Genomic DNA, 17064 nt, shown 5'->3' with positions numbered 1-17064 from the left:
ACGTTCTGCCTCTTTTAACTGTCATATCTAGTGTTTCTAAGAATGCATTTATGTCCCTATGAAATTTGGTATGATCTGTCTTTATGAATGGTTTTAGGATTGAGCGAGCGAACAAAGTGCCGCGCCGTACCATACTTCCCATAAACATCGGTAGATAATGATGTAAGTCACAACTGTTATGACTCCAAACCTCCCAGCCCCAGGATTCATCACCCACGAAGTAGGTGTGATGATCCGTTGCCCTTGATAGATATAAGTATCTACCTGCACATTCTGAAGATGCAATTTACATACTATATACCCTCGAGTCTCTATAATAGCGATGGAAATCTATATTTGTAATACCTGCTGCCTCAAGCTTCGCTTTTATTCGATCGGAAACTAACCATCTGGGAGAAGAGCAAAATCTGTCTTCAAATGGCAAACCAACAATATCTGGGATATTTTCTAATTTCAACGGTACATTTCCCTCAAGAACACTCTCGTATCGACCACACAGATCGCATTTATTAGAACACTCCAATGTATTCCCTTCAGAACATTTTGCGAGAAAGTGGATTGACCCATAATATATAGCAGATCTTTTTGTGCTTATAGGATACCAAGTTACGAGTCGCGGTGCCACAGACTCTACAATATTTCTAAATTTCTCCGAAAATAGTCTCCATCCATCGAAAGTAACAAAATGATCCATTTTTGGCAATACGCTCAACTTTCTAGCACTTAGCAACTCGATAGCCTTATTTTCATCGTATTTAATACATAATGAGCATGTCAAATGATTAATTTCTAAAATAGGCGAATATTTGTCTGTTATTTTATCTAATTTATAAAACAGCGAAGTCGATGGTGTAACATCCTTTTTAGTAAATATAGCGAAAAAGTTCACTTGAATAAACCTCTTCTCAACATAGAACTCGGATTCTAATCCAAAAGCGTGTACGTGAATATAATTACACATAGAGCGGAAACCCTATTCAACAGATTTAACGGATGGTCAGTGGGCTCTTTTTGGAGCCCTGGATTCCCGAGGCACGACCCCAGGGCCAGCGGCAACTAACTTCTTACAGCTGTAAGTATTTCGAGCAAGAACTTGGAATTCCAACCACAGGATCGGCCCTTCATGACCAGACTTCCTTAGCCCGGGTGTTGTTTCAGCAGTGAGAGCGTGAAGCGATTCAACCATGCGAAATTCTCCCGCGCGTTGCCACAACGACTTAGTGGTGCATTAGCCTTAATCTCCTAAAATGGGAAATAGTAATCAATAGGCCGGGCTAAACCGCATGCCAGTGAATTTCCCCTGCTCAAAAGCATCTTTAAAAATTTGAGAAATCACAATTTCGACTTGCCAATATTTTGGACGTAAAATGTGATGCGGACTTGCCTGGGCTGAATCAATCACCAATTTTATAACGCCTCTCGGTTTGTTGGGTTTTTCCGGATCGTCGGGAGGATAATATTGAATTATACTTGCAGCAGTATCGATGCAATCAGGATTCGCTAGAACGTTAACAATAAGCGAAGTGTAATTATTGTTGATGAGACATGGAATTAATTCAAAATCGTTCGGCGATATATCTCGCAAGCAGACAGCCATACGCTCAGATACAATTATGGCGCCAAATGCCGTATAGTTAAAATCATCGATGATCCTTGAATCTTCAGATTTAAAAGGTATCGGCGTTTTTCCAGTATATTTTTCACAGCGTATAAAAGCCCAAATATCCACAGCACTTCCATCAGAAAAGCAATCTTGAATCGATGGCATAGCTGTGACGGATTCAGAATCTATATTCATGGCTCTTCCGTTTCTAGGTGTAGCATCCAGAGAAATGCTTCTGTATCTGGTTGACGAAGCCGCGAATCTCCGCAATGGTCGGCCCTAATTTTTTCGCTGCCCAATTCACGTCCAGGAGTATTCTCGTCCAGAGCGTAGTTAGACTCTGAATTCCATAACTTCGGCGTAGCACTACCCGAATCTTGGTATTCAGACCCTCCACCGGGCCGCTGCTTTTGCGTTCCTCGAAGTAGGCTAAGATCCCCTCCCAGTTATTCTTGAGCATCGTGATGAACGGCTCCCAATCCATCTCGGTCTCGCGGGCCTGGACGATCCAATCTTCCAACAGTCGCGAGGCTTCGGCTCGGTTCGGGGCACTATCGAAGATTTTGGTCGCCTCCCAACGCAGATGGTAGATCGTTCCCAACGAAGGCACCTTCTCGAACAAATCCTCGAGGGCCTGGACCTGCTCCGGTTTCAAATCCTCGGGACGACGCCGGAAGTCGTGCATCTGAGAACGCAGCTTCTTGCGGGCTTCCCCGCTCAAACTTCGCTTGTAGGCTCGATAGTTTTTTCGCAGATCGTCCGCCACCTCACCCAATTTCTTGGCGACGTGAAAGCGATCTATTACCGACTGGCTGTTGGGTAAATGCACGCCGCAAGCCTTCAAATACGCCGCGGCTCATGTCCGTATGATGCCAACGCACCGCCGACCGTTGCTGGGCCGACAAATGCTCCAAACACGCTCGCCCCGCTGCTTCGTCGCGACCCTTGGACAGAGCCAGAATCTCCGGACGCTCCCCATTCGTCAGGTCTGTGAGAATGGTCGCATATCCCTTATGCCCCTTACGCAGGCTGATCTCATCCAGACCCAAACGCTCGATCTTCCGCTGGGGATCGATCTGCTTCGCCTTGGCGTCCTCTATCCGGTTCTTGACGATTCGTTCCACCGTCTCCGCGGCGATCCCCAAACGCACCGCCACGTCTTCGGCTGTGCTCCCGATCAGACTGACCAGCACCTGCTCCTCGAAGCGAAACGTATATTTCACATCCCGACGCTTGAACGGCGGCAACAGCGATTGACGGTGACCGCACGACGGGCAGCGGTGATACACCTCCTGGTACACGAAAAAGCTCGGCTTACCCCACAAATCCAGATCGCGGATGCTCAGAAACTTGTTCTTCTCCACCAATTGAAGCCGAGACTCTCGCTGGCATGTCTCGCAACAAAGATTGTCGGGCAACTCCCAACTCACGTGAAAGGCGTGGCCCCCGTCGATGCGTTCGTATTCGCCAACGCTCACTCCGGCAGGGACGTCCATGTCTATGGCAATGGTAGTCGTCGTCATCGGCTCTTCCGTGAACCAGGAAAAGGGTACTCTCAATTGCAATCTATCCCAAAATGACCGATTCGCCGAGAGTTGCGCCTAAAAACGGAAGAGCCATATTCATCTCGTAATATTTCATTGTTATTCCGTTCGAGGTAAATCGTAAATATAGATATGATCTATGCCCTATCCCTCAACAAAAATCCAAGATCGCCATTCTGTATCTCTCTTCTTAGTTGCCAGAGCTCGTCTAATAATTTGGCTCGATAAGTTGAGCCCGTTGTGCCACCGACAGCGTCGGTCAATCGTTTAAAAATGTACTGATTGTAGAACACGCCGTGTGGACTAACATGCCAGGCTACTCGATTTTTATTGAATGCAGACTGAAGACTTAGCTCTGCTTTTCTAAGAATCTCCGTGAAGGCTGCTACAATCTTTGCAGATTTTTCTGATGCAATGTGGTGAATTTCACTCACCCTAAGTGCTTTGGTGCTAAAAGCCAATCCTGCTTCTTCAGTTTCTAAAACGCTGCATATGGAATTATGGCTCCAGACCTCCCAGCCCCAGGATTCATCCCCTACAAAGTAGGTGTGATGATCCGCGATCCGCATATTATATACCGTTTCGAACTCGCCTTTGTCAAGCAAGTCTAGAATTGTCAGCCATTCACCTTTCGGTATCCGGTTGGTGAACTTCCTCCTTGTCAGATGAGTTATCCTGATGGTTTTTAACCCTCAGGAGTCGGAGTCATGTCGAAGCGTCGCGTTCGAGATCCCCGCCGATCTTTCCACTGAGCAAATCTTTCCTGAGCTGGTCGATGGGAATCATCATGCCACTCAGATGACAAATTCTCCAAAATGCGCAAGTGCAATATTACAGTTTGGACAGCTACGATACGAATACTACACTTACGGTATTATTAAACTTTCAATTGATCTCTAGTTGAAAAGATTGTCTTGAGGAAATAGTAATCCTAACGTTTTTATCCAGAACTTTCCAAACTGGGGAAAATCGATAACACCATTCCCCTGTTGATATTAAATCACTTATAAAAATACGTTCCAGCGCGCCATAACCTTTTCTTCGTATCTCAGCGCCTAGAGTATACTTGTCCAATTCTAGCTGGCAGTACAGTCTGACAGATGTATCCTTATCGATATACTTGTATGCTGTTCGATGAGTGTATATAAAATTCAAAGAAACCAGTTTTTTGTGTATATTTTCGAAAATTATATACTCATCCTTTGTAAAAGGAGGTTCCTTGGCAATACTCAGTATAAGTTGACTGATAAGATACTTTTTGCCATAGTCATTTGCCCTGCGATATTCGGCAAACGGAAAATTTCTCTTTAGAACAACCGAACCATCATTTGGATCGAGAGCCTCTTTCGAGTTCTCGAATAGAAGAATGAACAAATTCCAGTGAGGAAAATTTCTTATTTTTCGGCCAATTAATCGCGAATATGGACCCGCAACGCAACAGCATTGCCATCTGAATTGCATAACGAATCCATCTGGATACGATTCTACCAGGGACTCGTCTGCGCAAATCTCGATTTGGGTAAGTGGCATAATAAATTATAAGATAATATTAAAATAAATGCATATTTACCAATTATAAAACATAATTCCATTAGGACGCATATTTTCGACTAGTCTATAAACTAGTTGTCTATAAAAACCTACTAGTCTATTTTCCCATTTGAACATTGTAGTACTATTAGGATATTCTCTGAGAATTACTGACTCCAAGTCTTCTCTTGGTACTTTATTATTCCGAGCAATTTTCGCAAGTTGATTCTGGGCTCTTATAGACTTTCCTGATTTATACATTCCTCCACGACTTACACCTATTTTATAAACATCACCTGTTTTTTTATTGAATATTGCGTACGTGTGGCATTTATTATGGCTCCAGACATCCCAGCCCCAGCGATCATCGCCCACGAAGTAGGTATGATGATCCGCAATTCGCATATTGTATACGGTTTCAAACTCGCCCGTGTCAAGCAAGTCTCGAATTGTCAGCCATTCTCCTTTAGAACCGAGAACTCGGTCCCCGATAACGAGTTCCTGAGCATCGACCCACCCCTTGCCTTCCGCGTAGAAGGGGTGTTCTCCTGTAGTGCGAATTACCTGATTTTCCACATAGAGATGGAAGATCACTTCGAGCCGGCTAAAAGTCTCCTCGACGAATTTCGGCTCGAAAGAAGTAATAGGATCCGCATCGACACGAGAAAAGAACATCTATATGGAAGAATAGAGAAAATAAAGAGTCCCAAAAAACCTCTTTATCAAAATCGTATTATTCGATCAGAATTCACAAGCAAATAAAATCCAAGGTAAAGGAATTCCAAGTCTGAGAAATGCAGTCGTGTCGATCAAATCGCACTCGGAGTCCGTGTATGCCGCGTATCCAAGCGATGGTCCTCTCCACGACGTATCGAGTTTTTCCCATTTCACTGCCATTAGGAGTATTCTTCTTAGAGGCCCTAACAAAACCTAGGTTTTTGACGGATTTCAATGGGCAAACTCGGGTTTTGTTAGGCCTTCTTAGCCATACGCGGCGTGATTCCCAAATATCGAAGCAAGGCGTCTCCTGATTTGTCGTGATAGGTTTGATCTGCCAGTACCACTTGGGGTTTGTTAATGGGATACACCGACTTTTCCTTCAAGAGCCGGCAAGTCGATCACCAGAGGAATGATTTTTTTCACATCCTGTAGATTGGTTCTCCTAACATGAGCCTCGAGAGGAATACCGTTGCGATCCACACCCTAGTGTAGTGTCTCACACAGAATGTGTTTTATCCAAGGTAGCCCTCGCCCGGCGGACTTTCTCCAGAATAACTTCGGCTTTGGCGGTCCACTGGAATCCCTTTCCTGTGTTGTTGTGATGATCGATGTAGTCCTCAATCGCCTGGATTAATTGCGGCACGCTTCGAAATGTGCCTCGACGCAGTCGTTTGTCCGTCAAGTCGCGAAACCAACGCTCCACCAGATTCATCCAGGAACTGCTCGTGGGGGTGAAATGCATGTGGAATCGAGAATGCCGGGCCAACCAACGACGAACTTTGGAATGCTTATGCGTGGCGTAGTTGTCCACGATCAAGTGCAAATCCAAGGACGGATCGGTGGCGGCATCGATCCGTTTGAGAAACTTGATCCATTCCTGATGTCGATGTCGCGGCATGCACTCGCCAATCACAATTCCCTCGGCCACGTTCAGGGCCGCGAACAGAGTGGTGGTGCCATGACGCATGTAATCGTGAGTCAGAGTGCCGCAACGGCCGGGTACCATCGGCAAGCTTTTTTGCGTACGATCAAGGGCTTGAATCTGACTCTTCTCATCGCAACTCAGCACCAGGGCGTGCTCGGGAGGGTTCAAGTACAAGCCCACTACGTCCCACAGTTTCTCGGCGAATTGAGGATCATTCGATACCTTGAAGGTCTTATGCAAGTGCGGCTTCAAGTTGTGGGCCGACCAAACCCGCTGCACGGTGGCTTTGCTCACTCCCACCTCTTGGGCCATCGTTCGCGTGCTCCAATGCGTGGCACCAGAAGGTTTCTCCTGAGTGGTCTTGCGGAGAATTTCTTCGACGACTTTCCGGCTGATCGCTGGCGTTCGACCCGGCCGCGAAGCGTCCCGTTCGATACCCGCCAAACGCAGCTTCGCAAATCGGGTCCGCCAGCGCGCCACCGTGGGCTTCGACGTGCCGCACTGCTGAGCAATGTCCTTGTTCCGTACACCCGCGGCCGCCGCGAGTATGATCTTCGCCCGCAGGACCAGCCGAGCGGGAGTACTTCGTCCCCGAGACCAAGAAGTCAAAGTTTGTCGTTCCTCGTCAGAAAGTAAGATTGGCAGCGCGACTTTCATGGGTTTTCTCCTTTTCTATAGAGTAAACCGCAAAAAGGAGCTAAAAGTAACGCTATTTCTGAGACACTACACTAGTATAGCTTATTGACTGGTTTACGTCGATCTTTGGGATTTAACCCGGTCAGATCACCTCCACCAGCGTATCGAGAAGTAGTGCTATCGACCACGATTAGGGAGAGGTCGCATTCCTCTGCTTTACACAAGCTGACTAATATCAAACGATGCAGTTGATCCCAAATGGAAAGTTTCTGCCAATCTCGAAGCATGCGTCAACAAATCATGCACGAGCATCCCATTTAACGGGGTATATCCTCCCAAAGCAAACCGGAAATCAGAACGAAAAAGATACCGCACATGACCATCGTATTCGGGATTTGAGAACGTCCTCTTTGATCACGGGGAGGTTCATTCGGAAGAAGCAACGGTTCGATTTCTTGCCAAATTTTATCCTGTAGATCTGCATGGTACATGGTTTCAGTCCTGAATCCAGATGGAACTCATGACGCTTTAATGCCACACTATTTCGGGCGTTTTATTAGAGGCTCTAAATAGTATGTCTAGCCCAACTTTCATCTTAAAGAGGATTCTACAGGTTTAAAATCAGCTCCTTTCAAACGATTTAAAACAATTGCGTGATATAACGATCTAGACACAATTATTTCTTTATATGCATTTGCACCATTACCAAAGTATTCCGCAGTTTTAGCAATATGCGAATTTTTGGGCATTACAACATGTGGAAACGGTCCCTTTGTGTGACTCGCATATTTCGAACGACCACATTTGTCGCATCGAACGGAATTCAATCTGTTAAACGGTGTTAGAGGCTCACAAACATCGGAAACTTTAAGTTGCACGACAGTTGCCAGAGGATTACCTGTTTTTAACTTGCTAACTGGGATTGAAGAGATTCTAAAAGGTTTAAACACTAACTCCCATACTTCTGGAGTTACAAAATACTCATCGAATATCCAATTCAATTGGAGAATTTGTTTTGACCCCCACTTTGGTTCTTTCTGCAAAATAAATTGCTCTCGCTGCTTTAGTCCTATTCCACAAATTGAACAATACTCAATTTCATCGTATGTCTTCTTCAGATAGGCCATGGCAATGTCCGGTTCAGGATAACCATGATGCCAGCCAGGGACGATTACTAAATTTTCCGCCTTCAGCAATTCCATCTCAGTAAATTTTGTACTTACCATATCTATAACATTTGAATTCCCTGATTTCCATAGTGCGAGCAGAGAGCTGATTGAACTCCAATTTGCTGACGATTCGTCAGTTTCAAATACTATTGAATCGGAAATAACATCCTGATATTTAACACCCAATTCATCCAACGCTGTTCTCTGAGATTTAGTTGCGCTAAGAGAGATTCTGTGGATTATCTTCATATTTTCAATTTTATTTAAAGTCCAAGAGCTCTTAATATTCCAGGATAATTTTTGTACACTTGTCGAGCAGCATTTTCAACTTCCGCTACAGTCGCAGATTTGGTCCCCTCGCCGTAGGGAATAAGCCTTCTCCATGCGTTGGTGAATACTTGATGTTTTGCTTTTGGCATTGCGATACATTACATTTTCATAGGATCCATGCCGAGCAGTTTTGCAAAGCGTTGCTCTAACAAATGATGAATCTGTTTGCCGGCCCCAGCCCAGATTTTTCGAAGATCTGCGTATTCACCAATACACTTATTATGGCTCCAGACCTCCCAGCCCCAGCGATCATCGCCCACGAAGTAGGTATGATGATCCGCAATTCGCATATTGTATACGGTTTCGAACTCGCCCGTGTCAAGCAAGTCTCGAATAGTCAGCCATTCACCGTTCGAGCCGAGAACTCTATCTCCAATGAGGAGTTCTTGGGCATCGACCCACCCCTTGCCTTCTGCGAAGAAGGGGTGTTCTCCCGTAGTGCGAATTACTTGATTTTCTACTTGGAGATGGAAGATCACCGCGAGCCGGCTAAAAGTCTCCTCGACGAGTTTCGGCTCGATGGGACCATTAGGATCGGCATCATTCCGGGAATAGACGTACTCCCCGGCCTTGATCGATTGAATCGGACGATAGCCGGTTGGCGTCCATAATTTGGTGTCCGCTGCGAAGCAGGCTCGTGCTAGAACGGAGGAACCAAAATGCTATGCTACCGCCGGTGTTCCGAGGGAACGAAAATCGCATTTTTGATCTGATGCTGTTCGCACACTTCTTTGAAACGGCTGGAAACGAGGATTATACCTGGGAGGCCACGGGCATAAAAAATATCCTCACCGCTCCAAGTCGATTCATCAATAATGATGCGTCGACGACGTTTCAGTTTGGATCCTAGTAGACAATATCGACAGACAATAGGATCTTCCCAAATAACTTCTGAACCCGCTTCATCAATCGCAGCGAACCCTCGATGGAGCTCTACATGGAGATAATTTGGAGGTGTTTCTTTGAGCCTCAATCGACTTTGGCATTTCAACATTAGAGCGGGCTCGAAGCCGTTCAGGCCGGTCAATCCGTTTTGTTGATAGACTTCTTTAAAGTGTTCAGAAATCAGAAGGCTGGGACCTCCGAACGCGAGATCGCCGTATTGATTACCCCAAACATCCAACTTGAAGCGGTAGGGGGTACCAAAGGTAGTGAGCCGACAAATTGTCCGCATTTCGGGCACTTCGGACCTGGACCATATTTTGGCTCAACCGGGAAAAATTCGGTCCAGCATCGTTTTCAATTCGCTCGACTAGGACGTGAAATGGCATTTTCGAATTCATCCAATGATCGAGCTATACTATAGTATGCTGAGTACATGAAAACAGACGTAAATACCGCAGACTAAGGAGAAATGTATGTCTTATACGTAAAACCAATTCATCTTTAAAAACCTGTATCTTGCTCCACTACTCGGTAAATCATCTCGAAACCATGTGATGTTTTTCGACGAGCACCAAAAACGTACAAAATCGTACCAGCAGATAGACTCTGAGCACAAAATTCGTTGTCTGGTAGCTCAAATTGTTTAATGAAGATCATAGGAAAGCCATCTAAGAAAGGCCAAAGTGGGTCTAAACCATTTTCGACCCACTTTGGAGGTGAATCCACATACTGGAATACGCTTTTTAATTTGATTCGTAGCCATTTTTTCAAATCTTTTGGAGCACCGGATGCTACATATTCTTCATACATTTTTTTTCCAAGGACTTGCTTTTCATCCTCAAAAAAAGAAGCTGATAATTCAGCTTCTGCGATCTTCATCGCAGAACCGTGAAATTTCAAAAAATCCAAATCCATGTGAAATCCTGACTAAGAAGCTCTAACAAAACCCCTTTTTTGTAGCGGTTTTCAATGGACATATTGAGGTTTTGTTAGGGCCTCTAATTCTTTGGGAAACCTAACCAGTGTATTGCGGTTACCTCGTCAATATTGCTCAAAATCGAATGGCGATTTTATCTCAAGGTGCGAAATTCAACTTCGTAACAACCCAGTTTTAATCATATTCCATGATATCTATCATAAATTGTTTACATCATATATTGATGAAATTCGATATTTGAAATATTCGTAGCTTCAAGATACTCTTTTATTCGTTCAGAAACTAACCATCTTGGAGAAGAGCAAAATCTATTCTCAAATGGTAGCCCGATAATCTCGGGATGATCGGTGAAATCCATAGGAGCATCACCTTCTAATATATTTTCGTAGCGACCACATAGGCTACATAGATTTGACCGAGTGAGTAATGTCTCGTCTTTACATTTGGCAAGGTATTGAATTGATCCGAAAAACAAATTGAGTTTTTTTTCACCAATGGGATACCAAGAAACTAATTTAGGGGCCACCCTATCCACAATTTCCTTGAATTTATTTGAAACCACTCTCCAACCATCGAAAGTCACGAAATGGTCATGTTTTGGAGTTATTTGAAAAGATCGTGTAGCTAACAAATCGAAAGCTTTCCGTTCTTCATACTTATTACATTCTTTGCAAGTGAGATGCCTAATGGCAGAAGAGGGAGAATACACACCTGTCCCGCTGTCGATTTCATAGAACATGGATGTATTTACACTAGCATCCTTTATTGTGTAAAATGTATAATATTTCATATGAACAGGCCTCGTTTAAGAGTAGTATCTAACTCTATCATAAATTCCTTTAGGTATCTCCCACCTCTATATGTAGAATAAAAGTCTTTCAATGCCTGAATTCTTTCTGATGGTGAAAATACTGATCGAATAAAGTCCCCTGATTGTCCCTTTTTAGGATTCATCGTAAATGTTTTTCCAAATTTAGGGCTATACTTGGAGTATGTTTCCAGATGTTTAGACAGAGCTCGATGAATCGCTATGTGTGTTCTAGACCCGATCAAAGTAAGAATGGACGAACCACGTTCAACTTTACTACCTAAAGCTACCATTACGAAATGGTGTAGTTGACACTTATTATGACTCCAAACCTCCCAGCCCCAGGATTCATCACCCACGAAGTAGGTGTGATGATCCGCAATTCGCATATTATATACGGTTTCGAACTCGCCCGTGTCAAGCAAGTCTCGAATTGTCAGCCATTCTCCTTTCGAGCCGAGAACTCTATCCCCAATGAGGAGTTCCTGGGCATCGACCCACCCCTTGCCTTCGGCGTAGAAGGGGTGTTCTCCTGTAGTGCGAATTACCTGATTTTCCACATGGAGGTGGAAGATCACCGCAAGTCGGCTGAAAGTCTCCTCGACGAGTTTCGGTTCGATCGGACCATTTGGATCGGCATCATTCCGGGAATAGACGTACTCTCCGGCTTTGATCGATTGAATTGGGCGATAGCCAGTTGGCGTCCATAATTTGGTATCCGCTGCGAAGCAAGCCCGCGCGAGTGCGGAGGAGCCCATACTCATGGCGATCGGAAGTAGTTCTCCAGCCACATCCGCAACGTTCTCTGGAACGCCGATTTTTTGAAGTCCCTGCGAAGCGGCGTAGCCTATAGCTGATCCATACGATTGACCGTCCAAGAGTCCGGCTACGCCCGTCATGATGGAATCCAGTCCATTCGCCATCATGAAAACGCCAGGAACTACTCCGCCGCCACAGGTGCCGAAGGTGGTCAAGGCACCACCGATAACTTCAATCAGTCCGAATGCGATTTTAGCTGTATTTACTATTGCATTCGTGTTCCGCTCGAACCAAGTTGTTTGTGGCCAAGATAAGTCGGTGGTTGTGGTGCACAGAGGCTTATTACTAGTAGTCGTTGTCGTCCCGTAAATAGTTTGAGTTATTAACTCTGCAGAGGTTTCTACTTGCGATCCTGTACCATGGGCAGGAACACCCTCTCGATCGATATTTACTGAACTGAACTGGTTGAATTTGTAGAATGTAATATTAGAGCCAAAGGTCAAATTAGTGCTTTGACCTTTGGCATATATTACTGAGAACGACTTTTCTTTAATACTGAGTATCGTGGGGTTTTCTTCGTCACCCCAACCTGAGTAGAAGCTATAATTTTTTCCTCGACTATTTGATTCCCTTTGGGAATTTAATGTAGCAATGTAGGAAGCGTAATAAATATTTGACATTACTGTAGATGAAGATTCAGTCCAATCTAAAGTCGTCTCTTTCGTAAACCGGCCAATATCAGGTTTTCCTTCTTTTGTATAATGGTAATCAACATCGTATTGACTCTTGTAAGTTTCAATTTTTTGCCCTTCAGGAAGGTCCGAACTGTGCGGGCGATTTACAGTAATTGTTTTGTGATCTAAAATTTGCGAGGATTTTGTTCTCTCGTCTAAATTTACCGTGTCGAGGAGAATTTGAAAACTTCCATCAGATTTCAACTGATATTCTACTTTTTCGCCGTTTTTTTGCTCCTTGAAATAACTCAGCTTGTCGTCACCGGAATAGTTCTCTCCGGGTGTTACTTTTCTTTCGATCTTGTTTTGATTGTACCTTTCTGTTCCTTTGAGTGTCGCGTTCAATTCGCCCGCACCGGTGCGAATGCCGTTCAACACAATTCCAGTTTCATCAACATCACTGGTGCTTGATCCATTAATGGTTCCTTGATACTTATTCGTCAAGGTGTTTGCGTAAACGGACGAGGATCGTTCGATCCTTTGATCCCATCTCGAATTCGATTTGTATTTAGATTGATAATTTCCATTTTTTTTATCTGCGGTGTAATGGCCTTCATCGTCATCTAAACTGAATTGATACTGCTCATTGAGTGACGAATCGTTCAGGGTCGTGTTTGCGTCCGGATAGTTGAGCGAGAGCACCTTGTTTGCTTCTACCTTTTCGTAATAGGTCGGCTCATTACCGATTTTGGTTTCGTTATATTTTTCATCCAAAGAACCTGATACTACGTCATGATAATCTCCTGATTTTTTGCCGTCCGCAGCGAAGTTCAAGTCCAGAGTATGGATTTCATCGCTAATCGATGAATATTGGTAGTAATTAGTGACATTGGGAACTTTTGGCCCGTAAGTGTAGCCCCAGTTCCAGCCATTTCCCGAGGAGTGATGCAGATCACTGGCGTACTGAGAAGTGAGTTTGGAAGTGCCATTGGAATTGAGATATTTTTCGCGAAACTCTCCACGACTTTCGCCCTGTTGCCAATCGTACATCGCACTCGAACCGTCGATATCGTTCGGCAATTGCTCAGGAGTGCCTTGCCCGTAGTAAGTGTTGATCGATTGCGATAGATAATTTCCTTCTCGAGTGGATACGCCGTCTTTCAGCCATAAATCATCAACTCCCTTGGCCTCGACATAAAAATCATCTCGGGTAACATTGCTCTCGAAACTACTTCCGAAGTAGGGCTTGCCAGTTCTTCCTGGCTGATTGAATTTGTTTTGTCGCCTGTCGAAGGTCCGCGTCTGATAGGACGTATCCGCCGTGGAATACCAAGTGTTCGTGTCGAACAATCGTCCATCAGAATCTGGAATTCTCCCATAGTTTAGGACGTAACTTGCGAGCTCGGAGGCCGTTTCCACCGGTTTAGCGTAAGTCGTAGTTTGATAATTACCGTTCGTATATACGATGGGCTTCATGTTATCCGAATAGTATTCGTAGTGACCGGAATTCGGTAACGGATCGTAAGAGAAATAATCTACCGAACAGTTGTAGATATCGCGATCCAAGATATCAACGCTGTCCATCTTTTGGACAACTTGACCGCTCGGGCGGTTTTGGCTATCGTAATTCAGCTTGTAGTCGACGTAGCCCGCATAATTATTTCGCGAAGCGTAATTGGTCAACCAACTGTAATCCGTTCTGGAGACTTTAGTTATGTCGATCGAGTTCGTTATTATGCTGCAAATGCTCGAATTGTAATACTGATATCCAGATCCTCCAGAAAATTGATTGCGAAAATCTAATGTAGAATTCTTGATGGCGTTATCCGCGTCGAGACTATCCGTTAAATAACTATGACCTCCATAATTCTGCCACGAGTACGATCTTTCGAAGAACGACGTACCACTGACGTTCGTTGTATACTGCTCGGGCAAAGTTACCGCACTGCCCGTTCGGATGGGAATTCTATTAGCACTGGCTGATTGGCTTAATAAACTCGACTGACTTGATACGATACAATCCTTCGAGGAACTACCCCCGAAATACATTGTGTAAACAACTGACTTCAATCCCTGATCATTCGTCCCCGTGGGATGATCAATCGTCAAATCTAACCAATTTGAGGTTGCACTCGAGTTGGAATAGTAGCTAAAATCCCCGTAGTTCCCACGATAAATTCCACTGTACGTATAGCTGACCGAATCACCCCGGAAGATGTGATCCCACTGCAGTTGATCCAGCCCGTATGATCGAGGATCCAGGTTCGGAGTAATGTCTCCTTGCGCGGGAAATCCGACGTAACTTCTATTTCCGTTCGGATCGTTCGGCACAATCGTGTTGAAACTGGATAGGGCACTCTGTTGATTGACGAGGTATTGATTACCTACCTTATGCCACACGGTCGAAACGATAGTACCGGCTTCGGTAGTTACTTGACCCAGGCTCACCGTGCTATCGATGATAACGCTCATCAGAAAGGATTCGTTTTCTCGGTTGCCGCTGAATTGAATCTCTCTGGAATATTTGAAGTTATTCGCGGATATTTCCTGCGATACATTTATGGGTGTCGGGTTCAAATTCGAATTTAACTGACTCGAAGTCGGGCCTGTCGAACTGTCATTCGCGGAAAGCTGAAATTGTCCGGAATAGGACCAGTTGTTATTTACTGCAGGAGGTAAAGGAGGTTCCAGACTGATATTTTGAGGGGTCGATAAATTCGCTGGACTCATCTTTTGGGAATTTTCCCCAAACAAGTCACCTAAAGGACCGAATTGCGACAATGCATTTGCGACCGTCTGCTCATAAACGGCATCTGTGAACTGCTGGTTAGATCCTGAACTCCCACCACCATAACCCGGCAAGCCCGAGCTTCCACTTCCCCCATTCCCGCCAGTTGAACTTCCAGAACCCGAGGAACCCGGTCCACTATCCGAACCGGTCGAGCCAGCTCCACTTTCGGAATTTGAACCGCTTCCAGGCAATGGTTCGGACCCTGAACCTCCACTCCCTGAGGGCCCGCCTCCGGGTAGATCGTTTGATTCACCACCAAAACTACTCAAGTTTGCAGTCGCATCTCCGAAGATACTGGGAAAGGCAAAAGAAGGGAGCATCTCAAATGAATTTAAAACGGATCCAGGCTGATTTCTATCTTCTAGCTTTAAAAAGCTTGTGCCGATCAACTCCGCTTTCAATGGCTTCTTGCTATTGGACGAAGACAACCATTTAGTTAACTTGCGAGTTACACTTTTTTTGCCGGGCATAAATCACCTGGACGTTGGAAGAGTGATGTTTTGAATTCTTTACAATTTTCAAGCTGATCAAAGCAATATCAGAAATGGGAAAAATAAGATTTTCTTCAGAAGAATCGGCGATTTCACGACATAATTCAATGGCAAATCAAAAATGTAATGCTTTAAACTTAATTCGATTGGATAACAAGTCGAACCGTTGCAAAATATTAATTACTAAAAAACAACCGTTTTTCTTCTCAGGTAGTATATAATTCTTACATTTAATTTTTTTGCTTATCAGGATATAAGCAGCAGGAGATTATCACTACAAATATTTGTTGGTGCTAACACGTTTATGGTTTCTTTACTTTGTTTGATAACGACTTTAGACCTCTTGGAGGACATTCCACTACCCCTGATAATCTCTGTTACTATCCACGGCCTATTTCTGCCTTTTCCGTTTGGCTATCAGGTAGTTGAATTAAAAAAGGCTATGGAGTTGTTGAAACTGACGTAAATTTGGTTAGTCGATCATTGCATGTCGATTGATTCAATCCCCTAGGCGAGGCCATGGCTGTCAGACACGCTTACAGACTTTACGGGAAACAAAACTTATTTGCTGTTGGACCTGCGAAGGGTGGATTTGATTCTGGGGAAAGGATTACCCCAGACAAGAATACCTATACTAATGAACTAAGACTACTATTTCGGTGAGATTGCTCCCTGAGCAGCCGATGGTTGATTTTGGAAAGCTCAAAGGCACCCTCGGATGAAAAGCCAACTGTCACGGCGATTTGCCTACAAATACAAGATTGTCATTCCGCTTATCCTACTGGCGGCCCTCTGCACCTCCGCAGGCGTCTACCTCATGAATCGAGCCGCCGACAAGGAAATTGCCCTGACCATCACTAACCAGGGACCGGCGGAACTTAAGGCCCTCACCATTCTCTACGGCGAGCAGGAAATTTCTCTCGGTGAACTGCCAGCCGGTAAAACGCAATCGAAAGTCGTTCCGCGCGAAGATCTGAAACAGATCAGCGTTCGCGCCAAAAGCCCCAACGGCGATCAACTCCTGTTCAAGTTCCCCGCCGAGAAACTCAAAGTCCTGAAGCTGATCATCCAGGATGGTAAAATTCTGAAGGCCGACACCGAACTCCGCAACCAGTAAAAAATTAGTTCTTTTAAAGTTCCCATCTCGCCCGACTTTTCCGCCCTTCCTCGAAATTCTTCCCCGGCTATCATAGACCTAAGATTTCGCCTTGCACGGATGTTCCGATCTATCGCCGGCGTCAGAGAAATTCCGAATTCATCAG

General features: G+C 44.7%; 14 protein-coding genes and 1 pseudogene. 1 reads left to right on the top strand and 14 read right to left on the bottom strand.

All coding sequences use genetic code 11. The features are described from left to right. Positions 1–286: 286 nt before the first annotated feature. The 14 genes and pseudogenes from KIH39_RS21265 to KIH39_RS21200 form a co-directional block, all read right to left on the bottom strand. Positions 287–889, bottom strand: a complete 603-nt coding sequence (locus KIH39_RS21265) for a hypothetical protein (RefSeq protein WP_213495232.1) — start codon at positions 887–889, stop codon at positions 287–289. A 372-nt stretch (positions 890–1261) separates the two neighbouring features. Beyond that, positions 1262–1798 (bottom strand): imm11 family protein, encoded by a 537-nt coding sequence (locus KIH39_RS21260; protein ID WP_213495231.1) that lies wholly within the window; start codon positions 1796–1798, stop codon positions 1262–1264. 13 nt (positions 1799–1811) lie between these two features. Then, a complete protein-coding gene (locus KIH39_RS26895) occupies positions 1812–2432 on the bottom strand; it encodes a transposase (protein ID WP_213495230.1) in 621 nt (206 codons plus the stop codon). Continuing rightward, positions 2371–3126 carry a transposase gene (locus tag KIH39_RS26890; RefSeq protein ID WP_213495229.1) on the bottom strand — a complete coding sequence of 252 codons (756 nt, stop codon included), beginning with the start codon at positions 3124–3126 and terminating at the stop codon, positions 2371–2373. Before KIH39_RS26890 ends, KIH39_RS26895 begins: the two co-directional genes overlap by 62 nt. 158 nt (positions 3127–3284) lie before the next feature. Continuing rightward, the gene (locus tag KIH39_RS21245) at positions 3285–3716 is read right to left on the bottom strand and encodes an AHH domain-containing protein (RefSeq protein WP_213495228.1); all 432 of its coding nucleotides are present in this window, start codon (positions 3714–3716) and stop codon (positions 3285–3287) included. A 997-nt stretch (positions 3717–4713) separates the two neighbouring features. Beyond that, positions 4714–5352 (bottom strand): polymorphic toxin-type HINT domain-containing protein, encoded by a 639-nt coding sequence (locus KIH39_RS21240; protein ID WP_213495227.1) that lies wholly within the window; start codon positions 5350–5352, stop codon positions 4714–4716. A 541-nt stretch (positions 5353–5893) separates the two neighbouring features. Continuing rightward, the gene (locus tag KIH39_RS21235; protein WP_213495226.1) at positions 5894–6979 is read right to left on the bottom strand and encodes an IS630 family transposase; all 1086 of its coding nucleotides are present in this window, start codon (positions 6977–6979) and stop codon (positions 5894–5896) included. A gap of 296 nt (positions 6980–7275) precedes the next feature. Continuing rightward, positions 7276–7449, bottom strand: coding sequence for a transposase (locus tag KIH39_RS27270; RefSeq protein WP_213495225.1), 174 nt, complete (start codon positions 7447–7449; stop codon positions 7276–7278). Between the two features lie 99 nt (positions 7450–7548). Continuing rightward, a complete protein-coding gene (locus tag KIH39_RS21225) occupies positions 7549–8322 on the bottom strand; it encodes a hypothetical protein (RefSeq protein WP_213495224.1) in 774 nt (257 codons plus the stop codon). A 233-nt stretch (positions 8323–8555) separates the two neighbouring features. Then, positions 8556–9050: pseudogene (locus KIH39_RS21220) on the bottom strand (polymorphic toxin-type HINT domain-containing protein); the annotation flags it as partial. A 74-nt stretch (positions 9051–9124) separates the two neighbouring features. Continuing rightward, positions 9125–9631, bottom strand: coding sequence for an imm11 family protein (locus KIH39_RS21215; protein ID WP_213495223.1), 507 nt, complete (start codon positions 9629–9631; stop codon positions 9125–9127). A gap of 212 nt (positions 9632–9843) precedes the next feature. Beyond that, on the bottom strand, positions 9844–10257 hold the full coding sequence (locus KIH39_RS21210; RefSeq protein ID WP_213495222.1) for a hypothetical protein: 414 nt from the start codon (positions 10255–10257) through the stop codon (positions 9844–9846). A gap of 230 nt (positions 10258–10487) precedes the next feature. Then, entirely contained in the window at positions 10488–11069 is a 582-nt protein-coding gene (locus KIH39_RS21205) for a hypothetical protein (protein ID WP_213495221.1), read from the bottom strand. Then, the gene (locus tag KIH39_RS21200; protein ID WP_213495220.1) at positions 11066–15781 is read right to left on the bottom strand and encodes a polymorphic toxin-type HINT domain-containing protein; all 4716 of its coding nucleotides are present in this window, start codon (positions 15779–15781) and stop codon (positions 11066–11068) included. The genes KIH39_RS21205 and KIH39_RS21200 overlap by 4 nt, the downstream gene beginning before the upstream one ends. A 739-nt stretch (positions 15782–16520) precedes the next feature. Between KIH39_RS21200 and KIH39_RS21195 the strand changes: the two genes are divergently transcribed. Further along, entirely contained in the window at positions 16521–16919 is a 399-nt protein-coding gene (locus KIH39_RS21195; protein ID WP_213495219.1) for a hypothetical protein, read from the top strand. Positions 16920–17064 lie beyond the last annotated feature (145 nt).

This window comes from Telmatocola sphagniphila, from assembly GCF_018398935.1.
Taxonomy (GTDB): Bacteria; Planctomycetota; Planctomycetia; order Gemmatales; family Gemmataceae; genus Telmatocola; species Telmatocola sphagniphila.
This window is presented reverse-complemented; position numbering and strand designations above follow the sequence as displayed.

Excerpts from the sequence above, each read along its gene's own strand:
- KIH39_RS21260 (WP_213495231.1), bottom strand. The coding sequence starts at position 1,798 with ATGAATATAGATTCTGAATCCGTCACAGCTATGCCATCGATTCAAGAT.
- KIH39_RS26890 (WP_213495229.1), bottom strand. The coding sequence starts at position 3,126 with ATGACGACGACTACCATTGCCATAGACATGGACGTCCCTGCCGGAGTG.
- KIH39_RS21245 (WP_213495228.1), bottom strand. The coding sequence starts at position 3,716 with ATGCGGATCGCGGATCATCACACCTACTTTGTAGGGGATGAATCCTGG.
- KIH39_RS21240 (WP_213495227.1), bottom strand. The coding sequence starts at position 5,352 with ATGTTCTTTTCTCGTGTCGATGCGGATCCTATTACTTCTTTCGAGCCG.
- KIH39_RS21235 (WP_213495226.1), bottom strand. The coding sequence starts at position 6,979 with ATGAAAGTCGCGCTGCCAATCTTACTTTCTGACGAGGAACGACAAACT.
- KIH39_RS27270 (WP_213495225.1), bottom strand. The coding sequence starts at position 7,449 with ATGTACCATGCAGATCTACAGGATAAAATTTGGCAAGAAATCGAACCG.
- KIH39_RS21215 (WP_213495223.1), bottom strand. The coding sequence starts at position 9,631 with ATGCGGACAATTTGTCGGCTCACTACCTTTGGTACCCCCTACCGCTTC.
- KIH39_RS21210 (WP_213495222.1), bottom strand. The coding sequence starts at position 10,257 with ATGGATTTGGATTTTTTGAAATTTCACGGTTCTGCGATGAAGATCGCA.
- KIH39_RS21205 (WP_213495221.1), bottom strand. The coding sequence starts at position 11,069 with ATGAAATATTATACATTTTACACAATAAAGGATGCTAGTGTAAATACA.
- KIH39_RS21200 (WP_213495220.1), bottom strand. The coding sequence starts at position 15,781 with ATGCCCGGCAAAAAAAGTGTAACTCGCAAGTTAACTAAATGGTTGTCT.
- KIH39_RS21195 (WP_213495219.1), top strand. The coding sequence starts at position 16,521 with ATGAAAAGCCAACTGTCACGGCGATTTGCCTACAAATACAAGATTGTC.